This is a genomic window from Promicromonospora sp. NPDC019610, from assembly GCF_044389365.1.
GTDB lineage: Bacteria > Actinomycetota > Actinomycetes > Actinomycetales > Cellulomonadaceae > Promicromonospora.
In genome coordinates, this window is the sequence record NZ_JBIRXX010000001.1 from 942,197 (window position 1) to 962,727 (window position 20,531).

The following is a 20,531-nucleotide window of genomic DNA, read 5'->3' on the forward strand; positions in this document are numbered from 1 at the left end:
TCATGGTTTCCACGACGGTTCACCTGCTGCGTCACGGCGAGGTGTACAACCCCGACGGCCTGCTGTACGGGCGCCTGCCCGGCTACCGGCTGTCCGACCGTGGCCAGGCGATGGCCAAGATCGTCGCCGACCACCTGACGAGCACCGGCCGGGACGTGACCCGCGTGGTGGCCTCCCCCCTGCAGCGCGCGCAGGAGACGGCCGCCCCCGTGGCGCAGGGCTTCGGCGTCGAGCTCGCCACCGACGACCGCATCATCGAGGCCGACAACCGGTTCGAGGGCCTGGTCGTCTCCGGTCCCGGCGGCGGGGCGCTGAAGAACCCGCGCAACTGGCCGCACCTGTGGAACCCGTTCCGGCCGTCGTGGGGCGAGCCCTACACGGCCCAGGTCGAGCGCATGCGCGCCGCCGTCGAGGACGCGCGCCGCGCCGCGGAGGGCCACGAGATCGTGCTGGTCAGCCATCAGCTCCCCATCTGGCTCACGCGCCGGGCGCTCGAGGGCGGGACCCTCTGGCACGACCCGCGAAACCGGCAGTGCAACCTCGCGTCCCTGACGTCCCTGCACTTCGAGGACGACCGGTTCGTCGGTCTGCACTACACGGAGCCCGCCGCGGAGCTCTACGACGGCGCGAGCAAGGTCGCCGGCGCGTGATGCGGGGCAAGACCGTCAAGGCGGTCCAGTGGGTAGTGGTCGTCGGCATCGTGCTCGGCCTCGTCGTGTCGCTCGCCGCATGCAGCCCGGAGGACTCGGGCGCCGGCGACGTCGTCGGGCAGGGGTACGTCTCCGGTGACGGTTCGGTCCAGACGTACGACGTCGGGGAACGCAAGGGGCCCGTGACCATCACGGGCACCGACTTCGAGGGCAACGACGTCGACACCTCCGGGTGGGCCGGCGACGTGGTGGTCGTGAACACCTGGTACGCCTCGTGCGCGCCGTGCCGCGCCGAGGCCCCCGAGCTCGTCGACCTCGCGGGGTCGAAGGACGGCGTGCAGTTCCTCGGCATCAACACGGAGGACGACGCCGGCGCCGCCCAGGCGTTCCAGCGCACGTTCGAGGTGCCCTACCCGAGCATCGAGGACCGCACCGGCAAGGTGATCGCGGGCCTGTCCGGCGTCGTGCCGCTGCAGGCCGTGCCGTCCACCGTGGTGCTGGACCAGGAGGGCAACGTGGCCGCGCGCGTCATCGGGCAGGTGGAGGGCTCCACGCTGGAGGCCCTCATCGACGAGGTCGTGGCGGAGGCCGCCTGATGCTCTCGACCGGCGCCCTCGCCACCGCCGTCGGCGGCGGCTTCGCGAGCACGGCCTTCAGCGGGTCCCTGCTCCTGGCGGTGCCCGTGGCGCTGCTCGCAGGCCTCGTCTCGTTCGCCTCGCCGTGCGTGCTGCCGCTCGTGCCCGGCTACGTCGGGTACGTGAGCAGCATGGCCGCCGCGTCGGCCGGCACGACCCCCGGGATCGTGACGACGCGCACCAAGCCGGCGCGCGGCCGCGTGGTCGGCGGCGTCGCGCTGTTCGTGCTCGGCTTCACCGTCGTGTTCGTCTCGTTCGGGGCCGCGTTCGGCAGCCTGGGCGCCTACCTGGTGCGCTGGGAGGACGTGATCATCCGCGTGCTCGGCGCCGTGGTGATCCTGCTCGGCCTCGGGTTCCTCGGAGCCGTCCCGTTCCTGCAGCGCGAGGCCCGGTTCCACCTGACGCCGCGCGCCGGTCTGTGGGGCGCGCCGCTGCTCGGCGTCGTCTTCGGGCTCGGCTGGACGCCCTGCATCGGCCCGACCCTCGGCGCCGTGCAGGCGCTCGCGATCGACGAGGCCTCGGCCGGTCGCGGCGCCCTGCTCGGCGTCGCGTACTGCATCGGGCTGGGTGTGCCGTTCCTGCTCGTGGCCCTCGGGCTGCAGAGCTCGGAGCGCATGCTGGACTTCCTGCGCAAGCACCGTCTCGCGGCGCTGCGGATCGGCGGCGGGCTGCTGGTGCTGGTCGGGCTGCTGCTGGTCACCGGGCTGTGGACGCAGATCACCGGGGCCATGCAGCTCTGGATCGGTGGATTCGAGACGGTGATCTGATGGCCGGTCGAACCAGCAGCAGGGACGGCGCCCGGGACACCACCCGGGACCGCAGCGACGGCACCTACGTGCCCGAGGGCATCGCGGACGCGTTCACGCAGGGCGAGCCGGGCGAGGCGCACGACACCCCGGCGTCCGACCCGAAGGGGCAGAAGCCGGAGCGGCCTACCGTGCCAACGCTGGGCCTGGTGGGCACGCTGCGCTGGATGTGGCGCCAGCTCACCTCGATGCGCGTGGCGCTCATGCTGCTGATGCTGCTCGCCGTCGCCGCCGTGCCCGGGTCGGTGCTCCCGCAGCGCAACCAGGACGCCGCCGGGGTGCTCGAGTACCTCGCCGACCACCCGACCGCCGGGGACTGGCTCGACAAGGCCGGCTTCTTCGACGTCTACACGTCGGTCTGGTTCTCCGCCATCTACATCCTGCTCTTCGTCTCGCTCGTGGGCTGCATCCTCCCGCGCTCGGCGGCGCACTACCGCGCCCTGCGCGGCCGCCCGCCACGCGTGCCGTCCCGGTTCAACCGGTTCCCGGCCAAGGCCACGGTGACCACCGGCGTCTCGCCCGAGGAGGCGGCCGACGCCGTCGCCGCCCGCCTGCGCGGCAGGCTCTCCTGGCTGCCGACCTTCCGGGTGGACCGGGGCGAGGAGGCCGCCCGCGGACGACGTCCCGCGGCGGCCACCGTGAGCGCCGAGCGCGGCTACCTCCGCGAGACCGGCAACCTCGTCTTCCACCTGGCCCTCGTCGGCCTGCTGGTCTCCGTCGCGACCGGCCAGATGCTGCACTACCGCGGCCAGGCCATCGTCACCGAGGGCCGGGGCTTCGCCAACGCCGTCGTGGACTACGACACCTTCGAGAAGGGCGGCTGGTTCCGCCCCGGCTCGCTGGTGCCGTTCTCGATGACGCTCGACAAGTTCGAGTCGGAGTTCGCGAGCGACACGGTGGCCTTCGCCCAGGCGCGCGACTTCACCGCGCACGTGACGGTGACCGAGCCGTCCGGCGAGGAGCGGCCCGAGCAGATCAAGGTGAACCACCCGGTCGTCGTCGACGGCGCCAAGATCTACCTCCAGGGCAACGGCTTCGCCCCCGAGATCACCGTGCACGACGCCAAGGGCGAGGTCGCCTTCTCCGGCCGGGTCACGTTCATCCCCGAGGACACGATGTACACCTCCCGCGGCGTGGTGAAGGTGCCGGACGTGTCGCCCGGGCTGGACCAGATCGGGCTCGTCGGCTACTTCCTGCCGACGGCGGAGGTGAACGAGGACGGGTCGGCCCGCTCGGCGTTCCCGCAGCCCGTGGACCCGCTGCTCGTGCTCGAGGTGTACACGGGTGACTTGGGGCTCGACGACGGCTCGCCGCAGAACGTGTACGAGCTCGACACGGCGTCGCTCACCCCGGCCCTGGAGGACTCCGGCGAGCGCGTCAAGGTGCTGGCACGGCCCGGCGAGACCGTGGACCTACCGGACGGGCTCGGCACCCTGACCCTCGGCGAGGACCTCCCGCGGTACGTGGCGCTCGACCTGCGGCACGACCCGTCGCTGGCGTTCGTGCTCGTCTTCGCGCTGCTCGCGCTCGCGGGGCTCACCGTCTCGCTCTTCACACCGCGGCGTCGCGTCTGGGTGCGGGCGTACGACGCGGACGGCGTTACGGTGGTCGAGGTCGCGGGGCTCGCGCGGGGCGACGACGCCGGCCTCCAGGCCGAGGTCGACCGCGCCGTGGGGGCGGTGCCGGGAGCGGAACCCGGACCGGCGGCCACCGGACAAGCTCAGGAACCGCGCATCGAGACCGGATCGGAAAAGGACTGAACATGGAGCTGGCAAACCTGAGCGTGCTGCTCGTCTGGGGCGCCGCGACGGCGCTCGCGATCGGGCTCATCGCGTTCTCGGTGGACCTCTCGCGCCTGTCGGGCGCGAAGGTCGACGCGCGGGACGCGGCGCGGGGCCGCGAGAAGGTGAGCGTCGGCGCGGGGGCCGGGGACGACGTGCCCGGCCTGATCGACACGAGGTCCGCGGCCCCCGCCGCGGCGGCCGGGCCGGTGAACCGCAAGTTCGCCGGGATCGGGATGTCCGTGACCTGGCTGGCCGCGGCGCTGCTGCTGGTCGCGATCGTCCTGCGCGGCATCGCGGCGGGGCGCACGCCGTGGGCCAACATGTACGAGTTCACGCTGGTCGGCACGTTCGTGGCCGTCGCGGTGTTCGCCGGGGTGAACACCCGGCGTGACGCGCGGTACCTGGGCGCGTTCGTGAGCGGGCTCGGTGTGCTGTTCCTCGTGCTGGCCCAGGAGAAGTTCTTCGTGGAGGCGATGGGCGTCCAGCCCGCGCTGCAGAGGTACTGGCTCGTGATCCACGTCGGCGTCGCCATCTGCGCCACCGGCATCTTCACCGTGGCCTTCGTGGCGTCGGTGCTGCAGCTCCTGCGGGACGCCCGGGACAACGGCTCGCCGGTGCTCGGCAGCCGGCACTGGGGCTGGCTCGACCACACCGCGGCGCCCGCCGCCCTCGAGTCGCTCTCGTTCCGCCTGAACTCGGTGGCGTTCGTGCTGTGGACCTTCACGGTCATCGGCGGCGCCATCTGGGCCGAGGACGCCTGGGGCCGCTACTGGGGCTGGGACCCCAAGGAGGTCTGGAGCTTCATCGTCTGGGTGGTCTACGCGGCCTACCTGCACGCGCGCACCACGCGCGGCTGGTCCGGGTCCCGTGCGGCCTGGTTCGTCGTGGCCGGCTACGCGTGCGTGCTGTTCAACTTCACCGGCGTGAACCTGATCTTCAACGGGAAGCACTCGTACTCGGGGCTGTGAGCCCTGAGAACGAAAAGACCGAGGGCACCGGATCCGCGCGGATCCGGTGCCCTCGGTCTTTCTCGAAGCTCGTTCCCGAGGTTCAGCTGCTCTCGGCGTCGTCGTCCTTGGCCTCCTGGCGGCCGCGGGCCTCGCGCTCACGCTTGCGCTTCTCCTGCTCCAGCAGCCAGAGGAACTCCGGGTCGTCGTCCGGGGCCACGGGGCCGGAGGGGCGGCGCGGGCCGGGCCGAGGGGGCGTGGTCGGGCGGGTACCGCCGGAGCCGGGGCCCGAGGCGGGGCCGGCACCGGACCGGCGGCTGACCCGCACCACGATCCACGAGATCGCACCGAGCAGGGGCAGGAGGACGATCAGGAGCACCCAGAGCCAGCGGGGCAGACCTGCGCGTTCGTCCTCGTCCGCGCCCCAGACATCGGTCAGGGCATACGCCATGAGTCCGACGACCACCAAGATCAGGAGTACGCGAGGCATACCCCCAGCCTACGGTGGGTTGGCGCGGGCAGGGCAGCCCTCGACGTGACGTTCGCCCCGTTGTCGCCCGCCGGGCCGTCGTCGGGCGAACGTGGCGCGCGCCCCGGCCTACCATGGGTGGGTGCCCCTCGTGATCTACTCCCTGCTCCGTGTCGCGCTCGTCGCCGCGGCACTCGGCGTGCTCTACCTCGTCGGACTGCGGGGCTGGCTGCTCCCGGTCGTCGCCGTGCTCGTCGCCCTCGCGGTGTCGTACCTGACCCTGGGCAAGCCCCGTGACGCCGCGACGCAGTGGATGGCGGGCCGGGCCGAGCGGCGAGCCGCCGCGCGGGCCGCGGCCCCGAAGATCGACGCCGACGCCGCCCACGAGGACGCCGAGGTCGACGAGAAGCTGCGCGCCGACTGACGCGCGGGAGCTTCAGATCGACAGGCCGAACCAGAGCAGCAGCCCGTAGCCCAGCTCGTACAGCCCCGTGCCCGCGAGGACCGGGACGAGCAGCTTGCCGCGCGCCCCGGCGAGGATCGGGATGGACAGCAGCGCCGCCGGGCCGAGCAGGAGCAGCACCACGAGCGACCACGGCGCCCAGAACACGCACAGCGCGCCGAGCAGCACCGGGACCCAGATCATCGCGATGTATGCGCGCCGCGCCCGGTAGTCGCCGAGCCGCACCGCGAGGGTGCGCTTGCCGGCGAGGACGTCGGTGGGGATGTCGCGCAGGTTGTTCACCATGAGCAGCGCGCACGCGATGAGGCCCACGCCCACGGCGCCGAGCACCGCGGGCCAGGTGATGCGGTCGGCCTGCGTGTACGTGGTGCCGAGCACCGCGACCAGGCCGAAGAACACGAAGACGGCGATCTCGCCCAGGCCCCGGTACCCGTACGGCGTCCGGCCACCGGTGTAGTACCAGGCGGCGACGACGCTCACCGCGCCCACCGCGAGCAGCCACCAGTGCCCCGACACCGCGCACAGGATCAGCCCCAGCACCCCCGCGACGCCGAACGCCGCGAAGGCCGCGCCCTTCACCGCGCGGGGCGGGGCCGCCCCGGACGCCGTGAGCCGCATGGGGCCCACGCGGTCGAGGTCGGTGCCCCGCACGCCGTCGGAGTAGTCGTTGGCGAAGTTGACGCCCACCTGCAGCGCGAGGGCGACGCCCAGCGCGAGCAGCGCGGGCAGCCAGGCGGAGGAGCCGACCTGGGCGGCCGCGCCGGTACCCACCATCACGGGGGCGGCCGCCGCCGGCAGCGTGCGGGGCCGTGCCCCGGAGATCCACTCGGCGGCAGTGGCCATCAGCGTGTCCTTCGTTCGTGGGGTGTGCCTGTGTCCTCGCCACAGCGGCACCGGGCCGGGGCCCGGTCCTGGCGGAGGAACGAAGTCATGGTCGCACGGGTTCCCGGCCCGGATTTCGCTCGGCCCGCACGACGGCGTCGCGCACCGCCCGGCGGTCCACCTTGCCCGGGCCCCGGGTCGGCAGGGCCGGGGTCACGTACACGCGGCGCGGCGCCGCCGGCGCCCCGAGCAGCCCGCCGACGGCGGTGCGGAGCTCGGCGAGCAGCTCGCCGTCGGCGTCGGCCAGGTTCTCGGGTGCGCCGACGGCGGGCGAGCTCTCCGGTGCGCCGGCGGCGGGCGGATGGCCCGACAGGGCGAGGACGGCGACCACGGCCTGGCCCCACTCGTCGTCCGGCACCCCGACGACGCACGCCTCGCCCGGCGTGCCCCGCTCGGCCAGGTGCCCGGCGATCGCGTCCTCGACGGCGGCCGGGGCGACGTTGACCCCGCCGGTGAGGATCACGTCGTCCGCCCGGCCGAGGATCGTGAGGCGGCCGTCGTCGAGGCGGCCCAGGTCGGAGGTGCGGAACCAGCGGGTGCCGTCGGGGTCGGTGCGGAAGGCGGCGGCCGTCGCGTCGGGGTCGCCCACGTAGCCCTCGGCGAGCACGGGGCCGGACAGCTCGACGACGCCGGTCGTGGTCGGTGCGCCGGAGGTCGTGTCGCCGGCGTCGCCCGGGCCGACGGCTTCGGCGGCCGCGCCGTCGGGGCTCCCGGCCGCGACCACCCGCACCCGCACGCCTGCCAGCGGGACGCCGTCGTACACGCAGCCGCCGCTCGTCTCGGACATGCCGTAGGTCGTCACGGCGCGGACCCCGGCGGCCCGCGCGCGGGCCAGGAGCGGGGCGGGGGTCGCGGCGCCGCCGACCAGCACGGCGTCGAACCGTGCGAGCGCCGCGAGGCCGGCGCCGCCGTCGTCGTCCCCGGTCCCCGTCCCGTCCCCGCTCCCGCCGTCGGCCGCGGCGACGAGCCGGTGCAGCTGGGTGGGGACGATCGAGACGTAGGCGCGGCCGCCTACGTCAGCCCCCGCGAAGTCGAGGAAGTCGCGCGCGAGGGCGGCGAACGCGCCGGGCGTGAAGGGGCTCAGGTCGCCCACGCGCACGTCGGTCCCCGCCACGACCGCCCGGTTGACGACCTGGACGCCCGCGACGTGGGTGGGCGGCAGCACGAGCAGCCAGCGGCCGGGTCCGCCGAGCCGGTCGTGGGTGGCCTCGGCCGAGGCACGCAGGGCCGCCGCGCTCAGCGCGACCTCGCGGGGGTTTCCCGTGGAACCGGAGGTCCGGAGCACGAGCGCGGTCCCGGGCGGCACGGAGGCGTCGGACAGGCGGGGCTGCGGGGCGTAGACGGCACCGCCGTCGAGGGCGTCCCGGACGGCGCGCACCACGGCGCCCGCGGGGTCGGTCAGGGTCACCTCCTGAGCGTAGACGCGCTCGAGGGGCCGGGCGCCGCCCGGATCTGTAAGGTGTGCGCCACACGGACCCCTCGGGGCTCGGCACCGAACGCTCGCGGAGGAGTATCGATGACCACGCGTTGGAGGACGGCGGTCCGTGCCACGGGTGCGGCCATGGTGCTGGCGGTCGGGCTGACCGGATGCGACGGCGGCCGCCCCGCAGAGGCGCAGGCGACCCCCACCACCACGGTGGCGGCCTCGGTCGAGGGCGACCGGGGCGGGCCGCCCGAGCCCGAGGTGCCGCTGGTGTGGCCGCTCACGGGCGTGCGGACCGAGAAGATCGCGCACCGTCCCGCGGTGTCGGTGAAGATCGAGAACGCGACCGCGGCCCGGCCGCAGAGCGGCCTGGTGGAGGCCGACATCGTGTGGGAGGAGGTCGTCGAGGGCGGCATCACCCGCTTCGTCGCGACCTACCACTCGAACCTCCCGGACGCCGTGGAGCCGGTGCGCTCCATCCGCCCGATGGACGCCGCGATCGTGGCGCCGCTCGACGGGATCCTGGCGTTCTCCGGCGGGCAGGGGCCGTTCATCGCCGCGGCGCAGCGGGCGGGCACCCAGACGGTCATCATGGACAAGGGTGCCCCCGGCTTCCGGCGCGACCCCGGCCGGGCCGCGCCGCACAACGTGATCGGCCACGTGCCGACCTGGGTCGAGCAGGCCGACGGCGGCCGGACGAGCCCGCCGCCCGCCCAGTTCGAGTACGCACGCAAGGTCGGCCAGGGCTCGGCGCCGCAGGACGGCAAGGTCGCCCGCTCGGTCGACGTGCGCCTGTCCACGCTGCAGCGCACCGTCTGGACGTGGGACGGGGACAACCGGAAGTACCTGCGCAGCGAGGGCTCCGCGCCGTCCGTCGCCGCCGACGGCCGCCGGCACGCCGCGCGGAACGTCCTGGTGCTCTCCACCGAGGTGTTCAACACCAAGTGGCGTGACCCGGCCGGGGCGCCCGTGCCGGAGCACCGGCTCGCCGGACGCAGCGGCAAGGGCACGCTGCTCTCGATGGGGCGTGGCCTCTCCGTGACGTGGTCCAAGAAGGACCTGAACTCGCCGATCGTGCTGCGGACGGGCGACGGCGAGCACGTGCTGCTGGACCCGGGCAACACCTGGATCGAGCTCGTCCCGAAGGGCAAGGGGAGCTGGCAGGTGGAGTGATCCGGAGCCGCCGCCGGCCCGGGTATTCTTCCCGCACGGCGACGGCGGAAAGCGTGGCCGGACCACCCACCTGACCCAGTGATCCCACCTTGCCGAGTCAGCCAGGTGGTCGGACCACCCACCTGACTCGGCGCATCGTGTCTGCCGAGTCAGTCAGTTGGTCAGTAGTAGTAGGGGAACGCCGACCAGTCCGGGTCGCGGCGCTCCAGGAACGCCTCCTTGCCCTCGACCGCCTCGTCCGTCATGTACGCCAGCCGCGTCGCCTCGCCGGCGAACACCTGCTGGCCGGCGATGCCGTCGTCGGCGGCGTTGAACGCGAACTTCAGCATCCGGATGGCCTGCGGCGACTTGCCGGCGATGATGCGCGCGTACTCCAGCGCCAGCCCCTCCAGGTCCTCGTGGGCGGCGACCTCGTTGACGGAGCCCCAGCGCTCGGCGTCGTCGGCGGAGTACTCGCGGGCCAGGAAGAACACCTCGCGCGCCCGCTTCTGCCCGAGCTGGCGGGCGAAGTAGGCGGAGCCGTAGCCGGCGTCGAACGAGCCGACGTCGGCGTCGGTCTGCTTGAACCTGCCGTGCTCCCGGCAGGCGACCGTCAGGTCGGCGACGACGTGCAGCGAGTGCCCGCCGCCGGCGGCCCAGCCGTCCACGACCGCGACCACCACCTTGGGCATGGTCCGCATGAGGCGCTGCACCTCCAGGATGTGCAGGCGGCCGGCCTTGGCGGGGTCGATCGAGTCGGCGTTCTCCCCCTCGGCGTAGCGGTAGCCGTCGCGCCCACGGATGCGCTGGTCGCCGCCGCTGCAGAACGCCCAGCCGCCGTCCTTGGGGGAGGGGCCGTTGCCGGTCAGCAGCACGGTGCCGACGTCGGACGTCATCCGGGCGTGGTCCATGACCCGGTACAGCTCGTCCACGGTGTGCGGGCGGAACGCGTTGCGCACCTCGGGGCGGTCGAACGCGACGCGCACCACGGGCAGGTCGCGCGGCTCGGGGCCGCTGCGGTCGACGCCCCGGTGGTACGTGAGGTCGGTCAGGTCCTCGAACCCGGTGACCGTGCGCCAGCGCTGCGGGTCGAACGTCTCGGAGACCTGGCGGGGAAGATCGGTGCTCGTGCTCACACGGGCCAGCCTAGTTCGGCCCGTGTGGGTGTCGGCACCTAGGGTGGCGGCGAGGAGAGGAGCCCCACATGCTCGTTCGTCATCGCGGTCTCGAACCGTCGATCGATCCGTCGGCCTACGTCGCCCCGTCGGCGACCCTCGTGGGCGACGTCCGGATCGCCGCAGGGGCCAGGATCCTGCACGGCGCGGTCCTCACGGCCGAGGACGGCGTCGTCGTCATCGGCGAGGACACCGTGGTCATGGAGAACGCGCTGGTCCGCGGCCGCCGGGAGCATCCCGCCGAGATCGGGCCCGCGGTGCTGATCGGCCCGCACGCGCACGTCAACGGCGCCCGCGTCGAGGAGGAGGCGTTCGTCGCGACGGGCGCCGCGCTGTTCCCCGGCAGCGTCATCGGGGCCGGCGCCGAGGTGCGCATCCACGGGGTCGTGCAGGTCAACACCGTCCTCGCCCCGGGAGAGGTCGTGCCGATCGGCTGGGTCGCCGTGGGTGACCCCGCGACGATCCTGCCGCCGGACAGGCACGAGGAGATCTGGGCGATCCAGCGAGAGCTCGACTTCGTCGGCACGGTGTACGGGGTGGGCCGGGACGTCTCGATGCGCGAGCTCATGCGCGCGCAGTCGGACTACTACGGCGCGCACCGCGACGATGCGCCGGTCGACGGGACCACGTAGCGGCGGGGGCGGTCTAGCTCGGGCGCTCCGGGCGCCGTGCCGGCGCGAGGTCCTCCGACCGGACCTTGGGCCGCGCGCCGCGCGTCGCCCCCACCGACGCGATGACGACGCACAGCACCGCGAACCACTGCGACCAGTGCAGCAGCTCGCCGAGCACGACGAGGCCGATGAGAGCCGCCATGGCCGGTTCGAGGCTCATCAGGATGCCGAAGACGCGCGGCGGCATCGTGCGCAGCGCCTCCAGGTCGAGCGAGTACGGGACCACCGACGACAACAGGGCGAGACCGAGCCCCGCGACCAGGACCCACGGTTGGACCAGCGCCGCACCGCTGTCGGCCACGCCGGCGGGAACCGCGACCACCGCCGCGACGAGCATGCCCAGGGCCAGGCCGTTGCCCTCCGTGGTGTGACGGCCGAGCGCCGCACTGACCACGATGTACAGGCCCCAGCACACCCCGGCGCCGAGGGCGAACAGCAGGCCGACGAGGTTCACGTCGCCGCCACCACCCATGAGCAGGACCACGCCGGCTGCTGCGAGCACCGCCCAGAGCGCGTCCAGCCACCGCCTCGACCCGATCAGGGCCACCGCGAGCGGCCCGAGGAACTCGACGGTGACCGCGATCCCCAGCGGGAGCCGGTCCAGCGCCAGGTAGAAGCACAGGTTCATCAGGCCGAGGGTCAGGCCGTAGGCCGCCACCACGGTCCACGTCCGACGAGTCAGCCGCAGGGACGGCCGCCACAGGAGCAGCAGGATCGCCGCGGCGAAGAACAGGCGCAGCGCGACCGTCCCGAAGCTGCCCACCTCGCCGAACAGCTGCTTGGCCAGCGCGGAGCCGAGCTGGACGCTGACGATGCCGAGCAGGACGAGAGCCGTCGGCGGGACCCCGCCGAGGCCACGCCCCACCAGAGCGGTCAGCGACGTCCGAGCGGCCGGGCCGCGTCGATAGCCGTCGTCGTTCATGGGGGACACACGTGGAGTATCGACGACCACGCCGCCGGGCAACACATCATTTGGCCGCAGCCGAACGCGACCCGGGCAGCTACCCGGGTCGATAGCCTGGGGGCGTGCTGCTGATCGGTGAACCCGTCGTCTGGTCCACGCCCCTGCGGACCCGCTTTCGCGGGATCGACGTGCGCGACGGCGTGCTGCTCCACGGCCCCGCCGGCTGGGGCGAGCTGTCCCCGTTCTGGGACTACGACGACGAGGAGTCCGCCACCTGGCTGCGCGCCGCGCACGAGGCCGCCCTCACCGGCTGGCCCGAGCCGGTGCGGCGGACCGTGCCGGTCAACGTGACCGTCCCCGCCGTCGGACCCGAGCGGGCGCGCGCGATCGTGCTCGCGTCCGGCGGCTGCCGCACCGCCAAGGTCAAGGTCGCCCAGCGCGGCCCCGACGGCACGCTCGAGCCCGTGGGTGCCGAGATCGAGCGGGTCGCCGCCGTCCGGGACGCCCTCGGGCCCGACGGCGCGATCCGGGTCGACGCCAACGCCGCCTGGACCCCGGACGAGGCACTGGCCCACCTCGCCGAGATCGACCGCGCCGCCGGGGGGCTGGAGTACGTCGAGCAGCCCTGCGCCGACGTCGACGAGCTCGCCCTGGTGCGCCGCAAGCAGGACGTGCCCGTCGCGGCCGACGAGTCGATCCGCCGCGCGTCCGACCCGATGCGCGTGGTGCGCCAGGAGGCCGCCGACATCGTGGTCCTCAAGGTCCAGCCCCTCGGCGGCGTCCGCGCCTGCCTCGACCTCGCCGAGCAGGTCGGCCTGCCCGTCGTCGTCTCGTCCGCGCTGGAGAGCTCGGTGGGTCTCGCCGCCGGCGTCGCGCTGGCCGCCGCGCTCCCCGAGCTGCCGTACGCCTGCGGGCTCGCGACGTCCCAGCTCCTGGCGCACGACGTCGTCGCCGAGCCCCTGCTGCCCGTCGACGGCGCGCTCCCCGTGCGCCGCCCGGAACCGTCACCCGAGGCGCTCGCGGCCACGCCCGCCGACGGCCCGACGAGAGCCCGCTGGCTCGCCCGGTACCACCGCCTGACCCGGATCCTGGAGGACGCATGACCATCCCGCCCGCCGTGGCCGCCGCCCGAGCCCTCGTCGCCGACCTGGTCACCCGGGGTGTGCAGGACGTCGTGCTCGCGCCCGGTTCGCGCAGCGCCCCCCTGGCCTATGCCGTGGCCGAGGCCGCCGACGCCGGCCGGCTCACGCTGCACGTCCGGATCGACGAGCGCGACGCCGGGTTCCTCGCGCTCGGCCTGTCCAAGGGTTCGGAGGGTGCGCCGGTCGCCGTCGTCACGACGTCGGGCACCGCCGTCGCGAACCTGCACCCGGCCGTGCTGGAGGCGAGCCACACGGGCCTGCCGCTCGTCTTGCTCACCGCCGACCGGCCGCACGAGCTGCGCGGCACCGGCGCGTCGCAGACCACCGACCAGGTCGGCATCTTCGGCTCCGCGGTGCGCTACGCCGTGGACGTCCCGGCGCCGGCGGGCGCGTCCGGCCCGGACGACCCGGCCGGCGGGTCGGGACTCGACGCCGAGGCGGCCCGCGACCTGCGGAGCGTCACCGCCCGCGCGGTCAGCGCCGCGCTCGGGTTCCGCTCCGGACACCCGGGGCCGGTGCACCTCAACCTCGCCTTCCGGGACCCGCTGACGCCGTCGGCCCCGCTGCCCGGACCGCCCGCGGACACCGCGCAGGAGGGGTACCGCCAGCCCGACCCGCCGCTCGTCGTGCCCGCCGTGCTGCAGCACTTCGGCTCGCCGGCCCTGCCCGGCGACCCGGCGCGCACCGTCGTCGTCGCGGGCGACGGCGCCGGAGCCGAGGCGCGGCAGCTCGCCGAGGCGCAGGGCTGGCCGCTGTTCGCGGAGCCGTCGTCGGGCGCCACGGGCGGCACCCACGCGATCGCCGGGTACCGGCTGCTGCTCGGCTCCGACGGGCTCGCCGACGGCATCGAGCAGGCGGTGGTGCTCGGCCGCCCCACGCTGTCGCGACCGGTGCAGCGGCTGCTGAGCCGCCCGTCCGTGGCGGTCACCGTCGTCGCGCCGGGCGCGGGTCCCTGGCCCGACGCCGCCCGCAACGCCGCCGTCGTGCTGCCGGGCCTGGCGCCCGTCTGGTTCGAGCCGGCCGCCGAGCGGCCCACCCCGTTCCTGGAGCGCTGGCGGACGGCGGGCGCCACCGCCGCGCGCGTCCTGGACCAGGTGACCTCCGACGACGCGGTGCTCGGCGGTCCGACCGCGCTCTCCGTGGCGCGCGCCGTGGCCCGGGTCCTCGGCCCCGCCGACCTCCTTGTGGTCGGTTCCTCGAACCCCGTGCGGGACCTGGAGCTGGTGCTCGGCCTCGACGGCCCCGGCCCCGCCGTCCTCGCCAACCGCGGCCTCGCGGGCATCGACGGCACCGTCTCGACGGCGGCCGGCGTCGCCCTCGCCGCGGCCCGCCGCGGCCTGCGCACGCGCGCCCTCCTGGGCGACCTCACGTTCCTGCACGACGTCGGCGGCCTGCTGCGCGGTCCCGACGAGCACCAGGTCGACCTGGAGATCGTGGTGGTGAACGACGACGGCGGCTCGATCTTCGCGACCCTGGAGCACGGGGCGCTCGCCGCGACCGGGGACGCCGCGGGCGCCACGTTCGAGCGGGTGTTCGGCACGCCGCACGGGGCGAACCTGGCGCAGCTCTGCGCGGGGTACGGCGTGGACCACCAGCTCGTCAAGGACGTGCCGACCCTCCGGCACGCGCTCCAGGCGCCCAGCCACGGCATCCAGGTCATCGAGGTGCGCGTGCCGCGCGGCGACCGCCTGACGGAGTCGCGCGCGCTGGCGACGATGGTCCAGGAGGCCGCAACCCTCGCCGTCTGATCGTGAGTGCGGGCTATTTGCGCTTCCGAGCCCTCCGGAAGCGCAAATAGCCCGCACTCAGCGGGGTCTCGGGATACGCAGGGAACTCACAGACTCGTTTAAGGGTGGGACAAGGAACGGGGTGTCAACTGGTTCTGACTTCAAGGAGGGTCACGATGACCGAGCAGAACAGCACCACTCCGCAGCCGGACCAGCAGCCGTCCGAGCCGCAGCCGACCCAGCAGCTGCCGGTCGCCGGCCCGGCACCCGCCCACGACGCGGGCACCGAGCAGTCCCCGACCCCTGCGCAGTCGACGGCGCCCGTCCCCGCGCCGCCTCAGGGTGCAACGCCTCAGGGCGCGACGCCCGCGGGCATGACGCCGGCCCAGCACGAGCGGGCGCAGGCCCCGGCCCCGCAGCCGGCCCCGGCCCCGCAGCCGGCCCCCACGCAGCAGGTCCCGGCGCAGCACGCACCGGCGCCGGCCCAGCCGGCCCCCGCCCAGCACGCCCCCGCCCAGCACACCCCGGCCCAGCACGCACCGGCCCAGCACGCCCCCGCCCAGCACCACACCACCCCCGTGCAGACCGTGTCCCCCGCCGGCCCGCCGCCGTCGTCGTCGTACGTCAACCCCTACGCGGCCCCCGCCACCGCGACCGCCGAGCCGCGCCCGCGGAACCGCACCTGGGTCCCCGTGGTCAGCGCCGCCGCGGCCGCCGCGCTGCTGGCGAGCCTGGGCACGGCCGGTGCCATCTCGCTCACCAACGGCTCGGACGGCGCGGCCTCCCTCGCCGACGTCGGGCAGACGAACAACCAGACCGTCCCCGTGAAGAGCTCGACCGTCGAGAACCCGGACTGGACCGCGGTCACCTCCGCGGTGCAGGAGTCCGTGGTGTCGATCCAGGTCGAGAGCCAGGCGGGCGGCGCGGAGGGGTCCGGCGTCGTGCTGGACTCCGACGGCCGGGTCCTGACCAACAACCACGTGGTCTCGGGCGCGCAGACCGTGCAGGTCACCCTGAGCGACGGCAGCGTGTACGAGGCCAAGATCGTCGGCACCGACCCGACCACGGACCTCGCCGTCGTGCAGCTGAACGACCCGCCGTCGGACCTGAAGCCGGCGAAGTTCGCCGACTCGGACGACGTGGTGGTGGGCGAGCCCGTGATGGCGCTCGGCAACCCGCTGGGCCTGGCGAACACCGCCACGACCGGCATCGTGTCCGCCCTGGACCGCCCGGTCACGGCCAGCGCCGAGGACGGGTCCGACCAGGTGGTCACCAACGCGATCCAGATCGACGCCGCGGTGAACCCCGGTAACTCGGGTGGACCGCTGTTCAACGCGTCGGGCGAGGTCATCGGCATCACGTCCTCGATCGCGACGCTGTCCAGCGGTGGCGGCGGCACGTCCAGCAGCTCCGGCTCGATCGGCCTGGGCTTCGCCATCCCGGCGAACCTGGCCACGCAGATCGGCGACCAGCTCAAGGAGAACGGCACCGCGGAGCACGCGTTCCTCGGGGTCTCGATGTCGGACGCCACCGCGACGGCCGACGGCGTGACCCGCCGTGGCGCGGGCGTCGAGGACGTCGTCGCCGACTCGCCGGCCGGCAAGGCCGGGATCCAGCAGGGCGACGTGATCGTCGCGATCGACGGCGACCCGGTCAACGGGCCGGAGTCGCTCACGGCGTTCGTGCGGGAGAAGGCGGCCGGCGACAAGTCGGTGCTGACCCTCGTCCGCGACGGCAAGACGGAGGAGGTCACGGTGACGCTCGCGGTGAAGGAGGAGTCCGCGACCCAGGACTCGCAGGACCAGAACCAGCAGGACCAGCAGGGGCAGCTGCCCGGCCAGCAGGACGGCTCCGGCTCCGACCAGACCAACCCGAACAACATCCCGGACTGGCTCCAGGACTTCTTCAACAACCAGGGCTGACCGGCCCCGGAGGACGCGCGTCAGACCCTCGGATCACGGAGGTGACCTGGGGGTCTGACGCGTATTCGCGTTCAGCGGGTGAACTTGGCCCGACCGGTTTAGGTTGGTCCGCGTGTCTGGGACGTACACCGTGATCAGGACTCTCGGCAGGGCGGATGCCGCGCACGACATCCTCGAGGAGCTGCCCGAATGGTTCGGCATCGACCGGTTCACGCACGAGTATGTCGATGCGGCGGCCCGGTTCCCCAACTACCTCGCGGTCGCCTCGCCCTCCGTCGGGGCGGACGGCGGCGCGGTCCCGGCCGACGACGTGCTCGGCGTGCTGCTCCTGGACCAGCGCTACCCGACGTCGGCCGAGGTGCATCTGCTCGCCGTCCGGCGCAAGCACCACCGCGCCGGCATCGGGCGCGACCTCGTGGCCCGCGTCGAGGACGACCTGCGCGGCCAGGGCGTGCGCCTGCTCAGCGTCAAGACGCTGGGACCCTCGGCGCACGACCCCGGTTTCGACCAGACCCGCGCCTTCTACGGCGCCTGCGGCTTCCACCCGGTCGAGGAGTTCCCCGACCTCTGGGCGGGCGACCCGTGCCTGCTGATGGTCAAGCCCCTCTGACCTGCCGGTCAGGGTCGGGCCCGGGCCGGCCGGCCAGGGGCCCGACTCAGGCCTTGGCCTTCGTCGCCCCGAACAGCGCCTCGGCGGCACCCGGCACCACGGCGGCGACGACGCCGCCCAGGCTGCGCTCGAGGTAGCCGACCAGCTCGTCGTCGGCGAGGTCGGAGTTGATGCCACCGTCGACCAGGGCCTGCTCGGCGAGCGCGACCCAGGAGCGGACCGCGATGCGCAGCAGCTCGGTCTCCGGCACGCCCAGCTCCAGGAGGACGGCGAGGGCGCGCTCGGTCTGCTGGCGCCGCGCGTCCTCGATCACCGCGCGGACCTCCTCGTCGCCGCTGGCCGCGCCGCGCACGAGCGAGTAGAAGGTGGGGCCGTGCTCCCGGACGTACTCGACGAGCCGGGTCAGCGTGTTGGCCAGGCGGTCGGCGGGCGGGAGCTCGGGCTGCGGCTCGGAGGCGTGGAGCATCGAGTCGCGCGCGCGGCGCACGATCTCGTGGTGCAGGCCGTTCTTGGAGCCGAAGTAGTAGTAGACCAGGCCCGTCGAGACACCGGCTTCGGCGGCGATCTCCTCGACGGTCACCTCGGCCAACGGGCGGTCCGCGAGGGTCGCGACTCCGAGGGCCACGAGCTGGTTGCGGCGTTCCTCCGGGCGGAGGCGCGTGCGTCGGGCTGTTGCCATGAGTCGAGCATATCCGGCATGCTTTGCGCCGCCGTCAGGGGGTCAATTGACGGTGAGTCAGTAATCGCGCTACGGTCGCGACGGGACGACGATGCCGTCGTCCTCACATTGGCATGAGGGGAACACCAATGAAGCTCAGCAAGCTCACGGGGACGCGTAAGGGCCGCGTGGCCCTCGCCGTCATCCCGGTCACCATTGCCGCCAGCGTCCTGCTCGGTGGGGTTGCACAGGGCGCAGTGCCCGTCTCGTTCGCCATCTCCGGCAGCCAGTTCAAGATCGGCGCCGACAAGCTCGCGGGCACCGGCTTCTCGCAGTACGCGGGCGTCGCGACCGCCTCCGACGGCACGCAGCACCCCGCCGCCATCGCGAACATCAAGGACGCGCAGCTCTACAACCTGTGCCAGTCGGTCGTGCAGGACACGCCGCTCGGCAAGGTGGGCCTGCTGATCTCCGCGGGCACCGGTGACGAGCCTGCCAAGGCCACGGACCTGCAGATCGGCATGAGCGACCTGTCCGGTACCGCGATCTTCAAGAACATCCGCATCGGCGTGGACGCCTCGACGGTCAACACGACCAAGAAGGGCGACGCCGGCGACTTCGCCATGGACTCCGACTCGATCGACATCGACGGGCTCCAGCAGGTGTCGTGGAGCACGCAGGCCGCCGTCTTCCAGCTGACGGACCTCAGCCTCAAGATCACGGACGGCACCGAGTGCTTCTGAGTCCGGGTGACGGCCCGGCGTCCGCCGGCCGCCCCGGACTGCGCGCGAGGTTCGCCGACTGGCGCAGGGACTTCCGCCCCTGGCGCAGGCAGCGGCCGTTCGTCGGGGGCGTGCTGGTAGTGCTCGCGGGCCTGGAGATGCTCCTGTCCGGCCCCATCAAGCTGGACCAGCTCGGCATGAACGTCGTGCTGCAGTTCGGGGTCGAGGGCGCGCAGGCGACGATCCTGCCGCTCGCCCTGGTGCTGCTCGGGATCCTGGTGATCGCCCAGCCCGTGCACCGCATCTTCTACGGCGTGATCGCGCTCGCGATCTCCGTCTACTCGATCGCCGGCGTCAATCTCGGCGGCTGGATCGTCGGGTTCCTGCTGGGGGTGGTCGGCGGCATCATCGTCGTGTCCTGGGCGCCCGAGGCGGCGGGGACCGGCACGGCCGAGCGCGCCGACGAGGCGGAGTCCGGGAGCGAGGCCGGGACCGGAACGCCTGAGGCCGGGGCGAGCGAGACCACGACGCGCGCGCCCGAGACCTCCGCGGACGAGACGCGCGAGCCCGAGACGCCCGAGCCCGAGACGCCCGCGGGCGACGACGCCCCGCAGGCGGACGAGCCGGCGCCGAAGGCCGCCGCCGAGCCCGCCCCCGAGACCGAGTCGATCCCCCGCGTGGACTCGCTGAGCGGCGCGCTGAAGGCCCTGTCCCAGAAGTCCGCGGCGGTCGTGGTGGCGGGCGCGATGGCGGTCGGCGGCATGAGCCTGCCGGCGACCACGTCGATGGCCGAGACCCAGGACGACTCGTTCTGGTGCGTCGTCTTCGGCGCGTGCGACGACGGGGACGCGGAACCGTCCGCCTCGCCCACACCGTCGCCGAGCACCTCAGAGTCGGGCGGCGACGAGGCCGAGGACCCGGTCGGGGACGTGGTCGACGACGTCACCGGCGGCGGGACCGACCCGGCCGAGGGCGGCGACGCCGGCTCCGGTGACGCGGGCTCCGGCGAGGCGGGTGACGACGCCGGCAAGGCCGAGGGCGACGAGCCCGAGTGCCAGGAACCGACGCAGGACGGCGAGGTGCCCGCGGACGCCGCGGAGGAGGCCCCGAGCGACCCGTGCGGCGAGATCGACCCGCAGGCGACGATCGAGGAGGCGCTCCACACCGAGCTCGGCACGTGCGTGAAGGTGACGTTCGGCGGCAAGTTCGACCTCAACATCGACCTGCCCGGCCAGTGCGGCGCCAAGGAGGACGGCTCCGTCTTCTCGCTCCCCGCCGACCTGGAGAGCCGGGACCTCACGATCCCGCTCACGGGCATCAACGGGATCGGTCTGGCGAACGTGCCGGTCAAGAACGACGGCTCGCGCCGCGACGCCATCAAGATCTCGGCCGACAAGGTCGTCGTCGACGGGTTCTGGCTCAAGTCGTACGCGTACGACGAGGGCACGGTCGCGGGCACGGACACGCGGGCCAACTTCGTGTCGCTCGAGGGCAACGCGCACATGTACGTGTCGTCGATCCACGCGAACCTGCCCGACGGCCAGGACCTCCTGGAGGTCGCGACCAAGGTGCTCGAGGGCGCCTCGCTCATCGAGATCCTGCTGACCGCGACGGACGCGCGGATGGGCTTCATGGGCGCCACGTCCGACCTGCAGGTCTGGGACACCTTCCGCGAGCAGGTCTGGGGCGACCCGACCCACCCGATCGGCAAGGGCCCGAGGGCGGGCGACGCCTGACCGACCCCTTCCGCCCTCGTTGAGTGCTGGGTATTTGTTGGCCGGACGCCGAT

20 protein-coding genes are annotated in these 20,531 nt (G+C 73.8%); 14 read left to right on the top strand and 6 right to left on the bottom strand.

Annotated elements, in window-relative coordinates:
* Positions 1–2: 2 nt before the first annotated feature.
* The 5 genes from ACH45N_RS04100 to ccsB are packed head-to-tail and all read left to right on the top strand — an operon-like array spanning position 3 to position 4,843.
* Positions 3–650: a histidine phosphatase family protein gene (locus ACH45N_RS04100; protein ID WP_397391415.1), complete on the top strand. Its 648-nt coding sequence runs from the start codon at positions 3–5 to the stop codon at positions 648–650.
* Positions 650–1,246, top strand: coding sequence for a TlpA family protein disulfide reductase (locus ACH45N_RS04105; protein ID WP_397391417.1), 597 nt, complete (start codon positions 650–652; stop codon positions 1,244–1,246). The genes ACH45N_RS04100 and ACH45N_RS04105 overlap by 1 nt, the downstream gene beginning before the upstream one ends.
* Positions 1,246–2,052: a cytochrome c biogenesis CcdA family protein gene (locus ACH45N_RS04110; RefSeq protein ID WP_397391419.1), complete on the top strand. Its 807-nt coding sequence runs from the start codon at positions 1,246–1,248 to the stop codon at positions 2,050–2,052. The genes ACH45N_RS04105 and ACH45N_RS04110 overlap by 1 nt, the downstream gene beginning before the upstream one ends.
* Positions 2,052–3,851: a cytochrome c biogenesis protein ResB gene (locus tag ACH45N_RS04115; RefSeq protein ID WP_397391421.1), complete on the top strand. Its 1,800-nt coding sequence runs from the start codon at positions 2,052–2,054 to the stop codon at positions 3,849–3,851. The genes ACH45N_RS04110 and ACH45N_RS04115 overlap by 1 nt, the downstream gene beginning before the upstream one ends.
* Positions 3,852–3,853: 2 nt before the next feature.
* Complete coding sequence (ccsB, locus tag ACH45N_RS04120) at positions 3,854–4,843, top strand: c-type cytochrome biogenesis protein CcsB (protein ID WP_397391423.1); 990 nt, start codon at positions 3,854–3,856, stop codon at positions 4,841–4,843.
* 82 nt (positions 4,844–4,925) lie between these two features.
* Here the strand turns inward: ccsB and ACH45N_RS04125 are convergent, their stop codons facing one another.
* On the bottom strand, positions 4,926–5,312 hold the full coding sequence (locus tag ACH45N_RS04125) for a PLDc N-terminal domain-containing protein (protein WP_377233881.1): 387 nt from the start codon (positions 5,310–5,312) through the stop codon (positions 4,926–4,928).
* A 121-nt stretch (positions 5,313–5,433) separates the two neighbouring features.
* Here ACH45N_RS04125 and ACH45N_RS04130 point away from each other — a divergent pair, with 121 nt between their 5' ends.
* Positions 5,434–5,715 (top strand): DUF4229 domain-containing protein, encoded by a 282-nt coding sequence (locus tag ACH45N_RS04130; RefSeq protein ID WP_397391426.1) that lies wholly within the window; start codon positions 5,434–5,436, stop codon positions 5,713–5,715.
* Positions 5,716–5,727: 12 nt separating this feature from the next.
* Here ACH45N_RS04130 and ACH45N_RS04135 read toward each other — a convergent pair whose 3' ends face one another.
* Positions 5,728–6,597 (bottom strand): 1,4-dihydroxy-2-naphthoate polyprenyltransferase, encoded by an 870-nt coding sequence (locus ACH45N_RS04135; RefSeq protein WP_397391428.1) that lies wholly within the window; start codon positions 6,595–6,597, stop codon positions 5,728–5,730.
* An 85-nt stretch (positions 6,598–6,682) separates the two neighbouring features.
* Positions 6,683–8,044 (bottom strand): AMP-binding protein, encoded by a 1,362-nt coding sequence (locus tag ACH45N_RS04140; RefSeq protein WP_397391430.1) that lies wholly within the window; start codon positions 8,042–8,044, stop codon positions 6,683–6,685.
* Positions 8,045–8,152: 108 nt separating this feature from the next.
* Between ACH45N_RS04140 and ACH45N_RS04145 the strand changes: the two genes are divergently transcribed.
* Positions 8,153–9,232, top strand: coding sequence for a DUF3048 domain-containing protein (locus tag ACH45N_RS04145; RefSeq protein WP_397391432.1), 1,080 nt, complete (start codon positions 8,153–8,155; stop codon positions 9,230–9,232).
* A gap of 161 nt (positions 9,233–9,393) precedes the next feature.
* Here ACH45N_RS04145 and ACH45N_RS04150 read toward each other — a convergent pair whose 3' ends face one another.
* Entirely contained in the window at positions 9,394–10,347 is a 954-nt protein-coding gene (locus tag ACH45N_RS04150; RefSeq protein ID WP_397391434.1) for a 1,4-dihydroxy-2-naphthoyl-CoA synthase, read from the bottom strand.
* Between the two features lie 68 nt (positions 10,348–10,415).
* Between ACH45N_RS04150 and ACH45N_RS04155 the strand changes: the two genes are divergently transcribed.
* A complete protein-coding gene (locus ACH45N_RS04155) occupies positions 10,416–11,018 on the top strand; it encodes a gamma carbonic anhydrase family protein (RefSeq protein WP_397391436.1) in 603 nt (200 codons plus the stop codon).
* 13 nt (positions 11,019–11,031) lie between these two features.
* On the opposite strand, the gene ACH45N_RS04160 is transcribed toward ACH45N_RS04155, so the two are convergent.
* Positions 11,032–11,979: an EamA family transporter gene (locus ACH45N_RS04160; protein WP_397393797.1), complete on the bottom strand. Its 948-nt coding sequence runs from the start codon at positions 11,977–11,979 to the stop codon at positions 11,032–11,034.
* A 104-nt stretch (positions 11,980–12,083) separates the two neighbouring features.
* On the opposite strand from ACH45N_RS04160, the gene ACH45N_RS04165 reads away from it, so the two are divergent.
* The 4 genes from ACH45N_RS04165 to ACH45N_RS04180 all read left to right on the top strand — a co-directional run bounded on the left by ACH45N_RS04165 (position 12,084) and on the right by ACH45N_RS04180 (position 17,362).
* On the top strand, positions 12,084–13,064 hold the full coding sequence (locus tag ACH45N_RS04165) for an o-succinylbenzoate synthase (protein WP_397391438.1): 981 nt from the start codon (positions 12,084–12,086) through the stop codon (positions 13,062–13,064).
* Positions 13,061–14,851 carry a 2-succinyl-5-enolpyruvyl-6-hydroxy-3-cyclohexene-1-carboxylic-acid synthase gene (gene menD / locus ACH45N_RS04170; protein ID WP_397391440.1) on the top strand — a complete coding sequence of 597 codons (1,791 nt, stop codon included), beginning with the start codon at positions 13,061–13,063 and terminating at the stop codon, positions 14,849–14,851. The genes ACH45N_RS04165 and menD overlap by 4 nt, the downstream gene beginning before the upstream one ends.
* 155 nt (positions 14,852–15,006) lie before the next feature.
* Positions 15,007–16,752, top strand: a complete 1,746-nt coding sequence (locus ACH45N_RS04175; RefSeq protein WP_397391442.1) for a trypsin-like peptidase domain-containing protein — start codon at positions 15,007–15,009, stop codon at positions 16,750–16,752.
* 112 nt (positions 16,753–16,864) lie between these two features.
* The gene (locus tag ACH45N_RS04180) at positions 16,865–17,362 is read left to right on the top strand and encodes a GNAT family N-acetyltransferase (RefSeq protein ID WP_397391444.1); all 498 of its coding nucleotides are present in this window, start codon (positions 16,865–16,867) and stop codon (positions 17,360–17,362) included.
* A 46-nt stretch (positions 17,363–17,408) separates the two neighbouring features.
* Here ACH45N_RS04180 and ACH45N_RS04185 read toward each other — a convergent pair whose 3' ends face one another.
* Positions 17,409–18,041, bottom strand: a complete 633-nt coding sequence (locus tag ACH45N_RS04185; protein ID WP_397391446.1) for a TetR/AcrR family transcriptional regulator — start codon at positions 18,039–18,041, stop codon at positions 17,409–17,411.
* 128 nt (positions 18,042–18,169) lie between these two features.
* Here ACH45N_RS04185 and ACH45N_RS04190 point away from each other — a divergent pair, with 128 nt between their 5' ends.
* Together ACH45N_RS04190 and ACH45N_RS04195 are read left to right on the top strand one after the other, a co-directional pair.
* Positions 18,170–18,763, top strand: coding sequence for a DUF6230 family protein (locus tag ACH45N_RS04190; protein WP_285100859.1), 594 nt, complete (start codon positions 18,170–18,172; stop codon positions 18,761–18,763).
* The gene (locus ACH45N_RS04195; protein ID WP_397391448.1) at positions 18,754–20,478 is read left to right on the top strand and encodes a DUF6114 domain-containing protein; all 1,725 of its coding nucleotides are present in this window, start codon (positions 18,754–18,756) and stop codon (positions 20,476–20,478) included. The genes ACH45N_RS04190 and ACH45N_RS04195 overlap by 10 nt, the downstream gene beginning before the upstream one ends.
* Positions 20,479–20,531 lie beyond the last annotated feature (53 nt).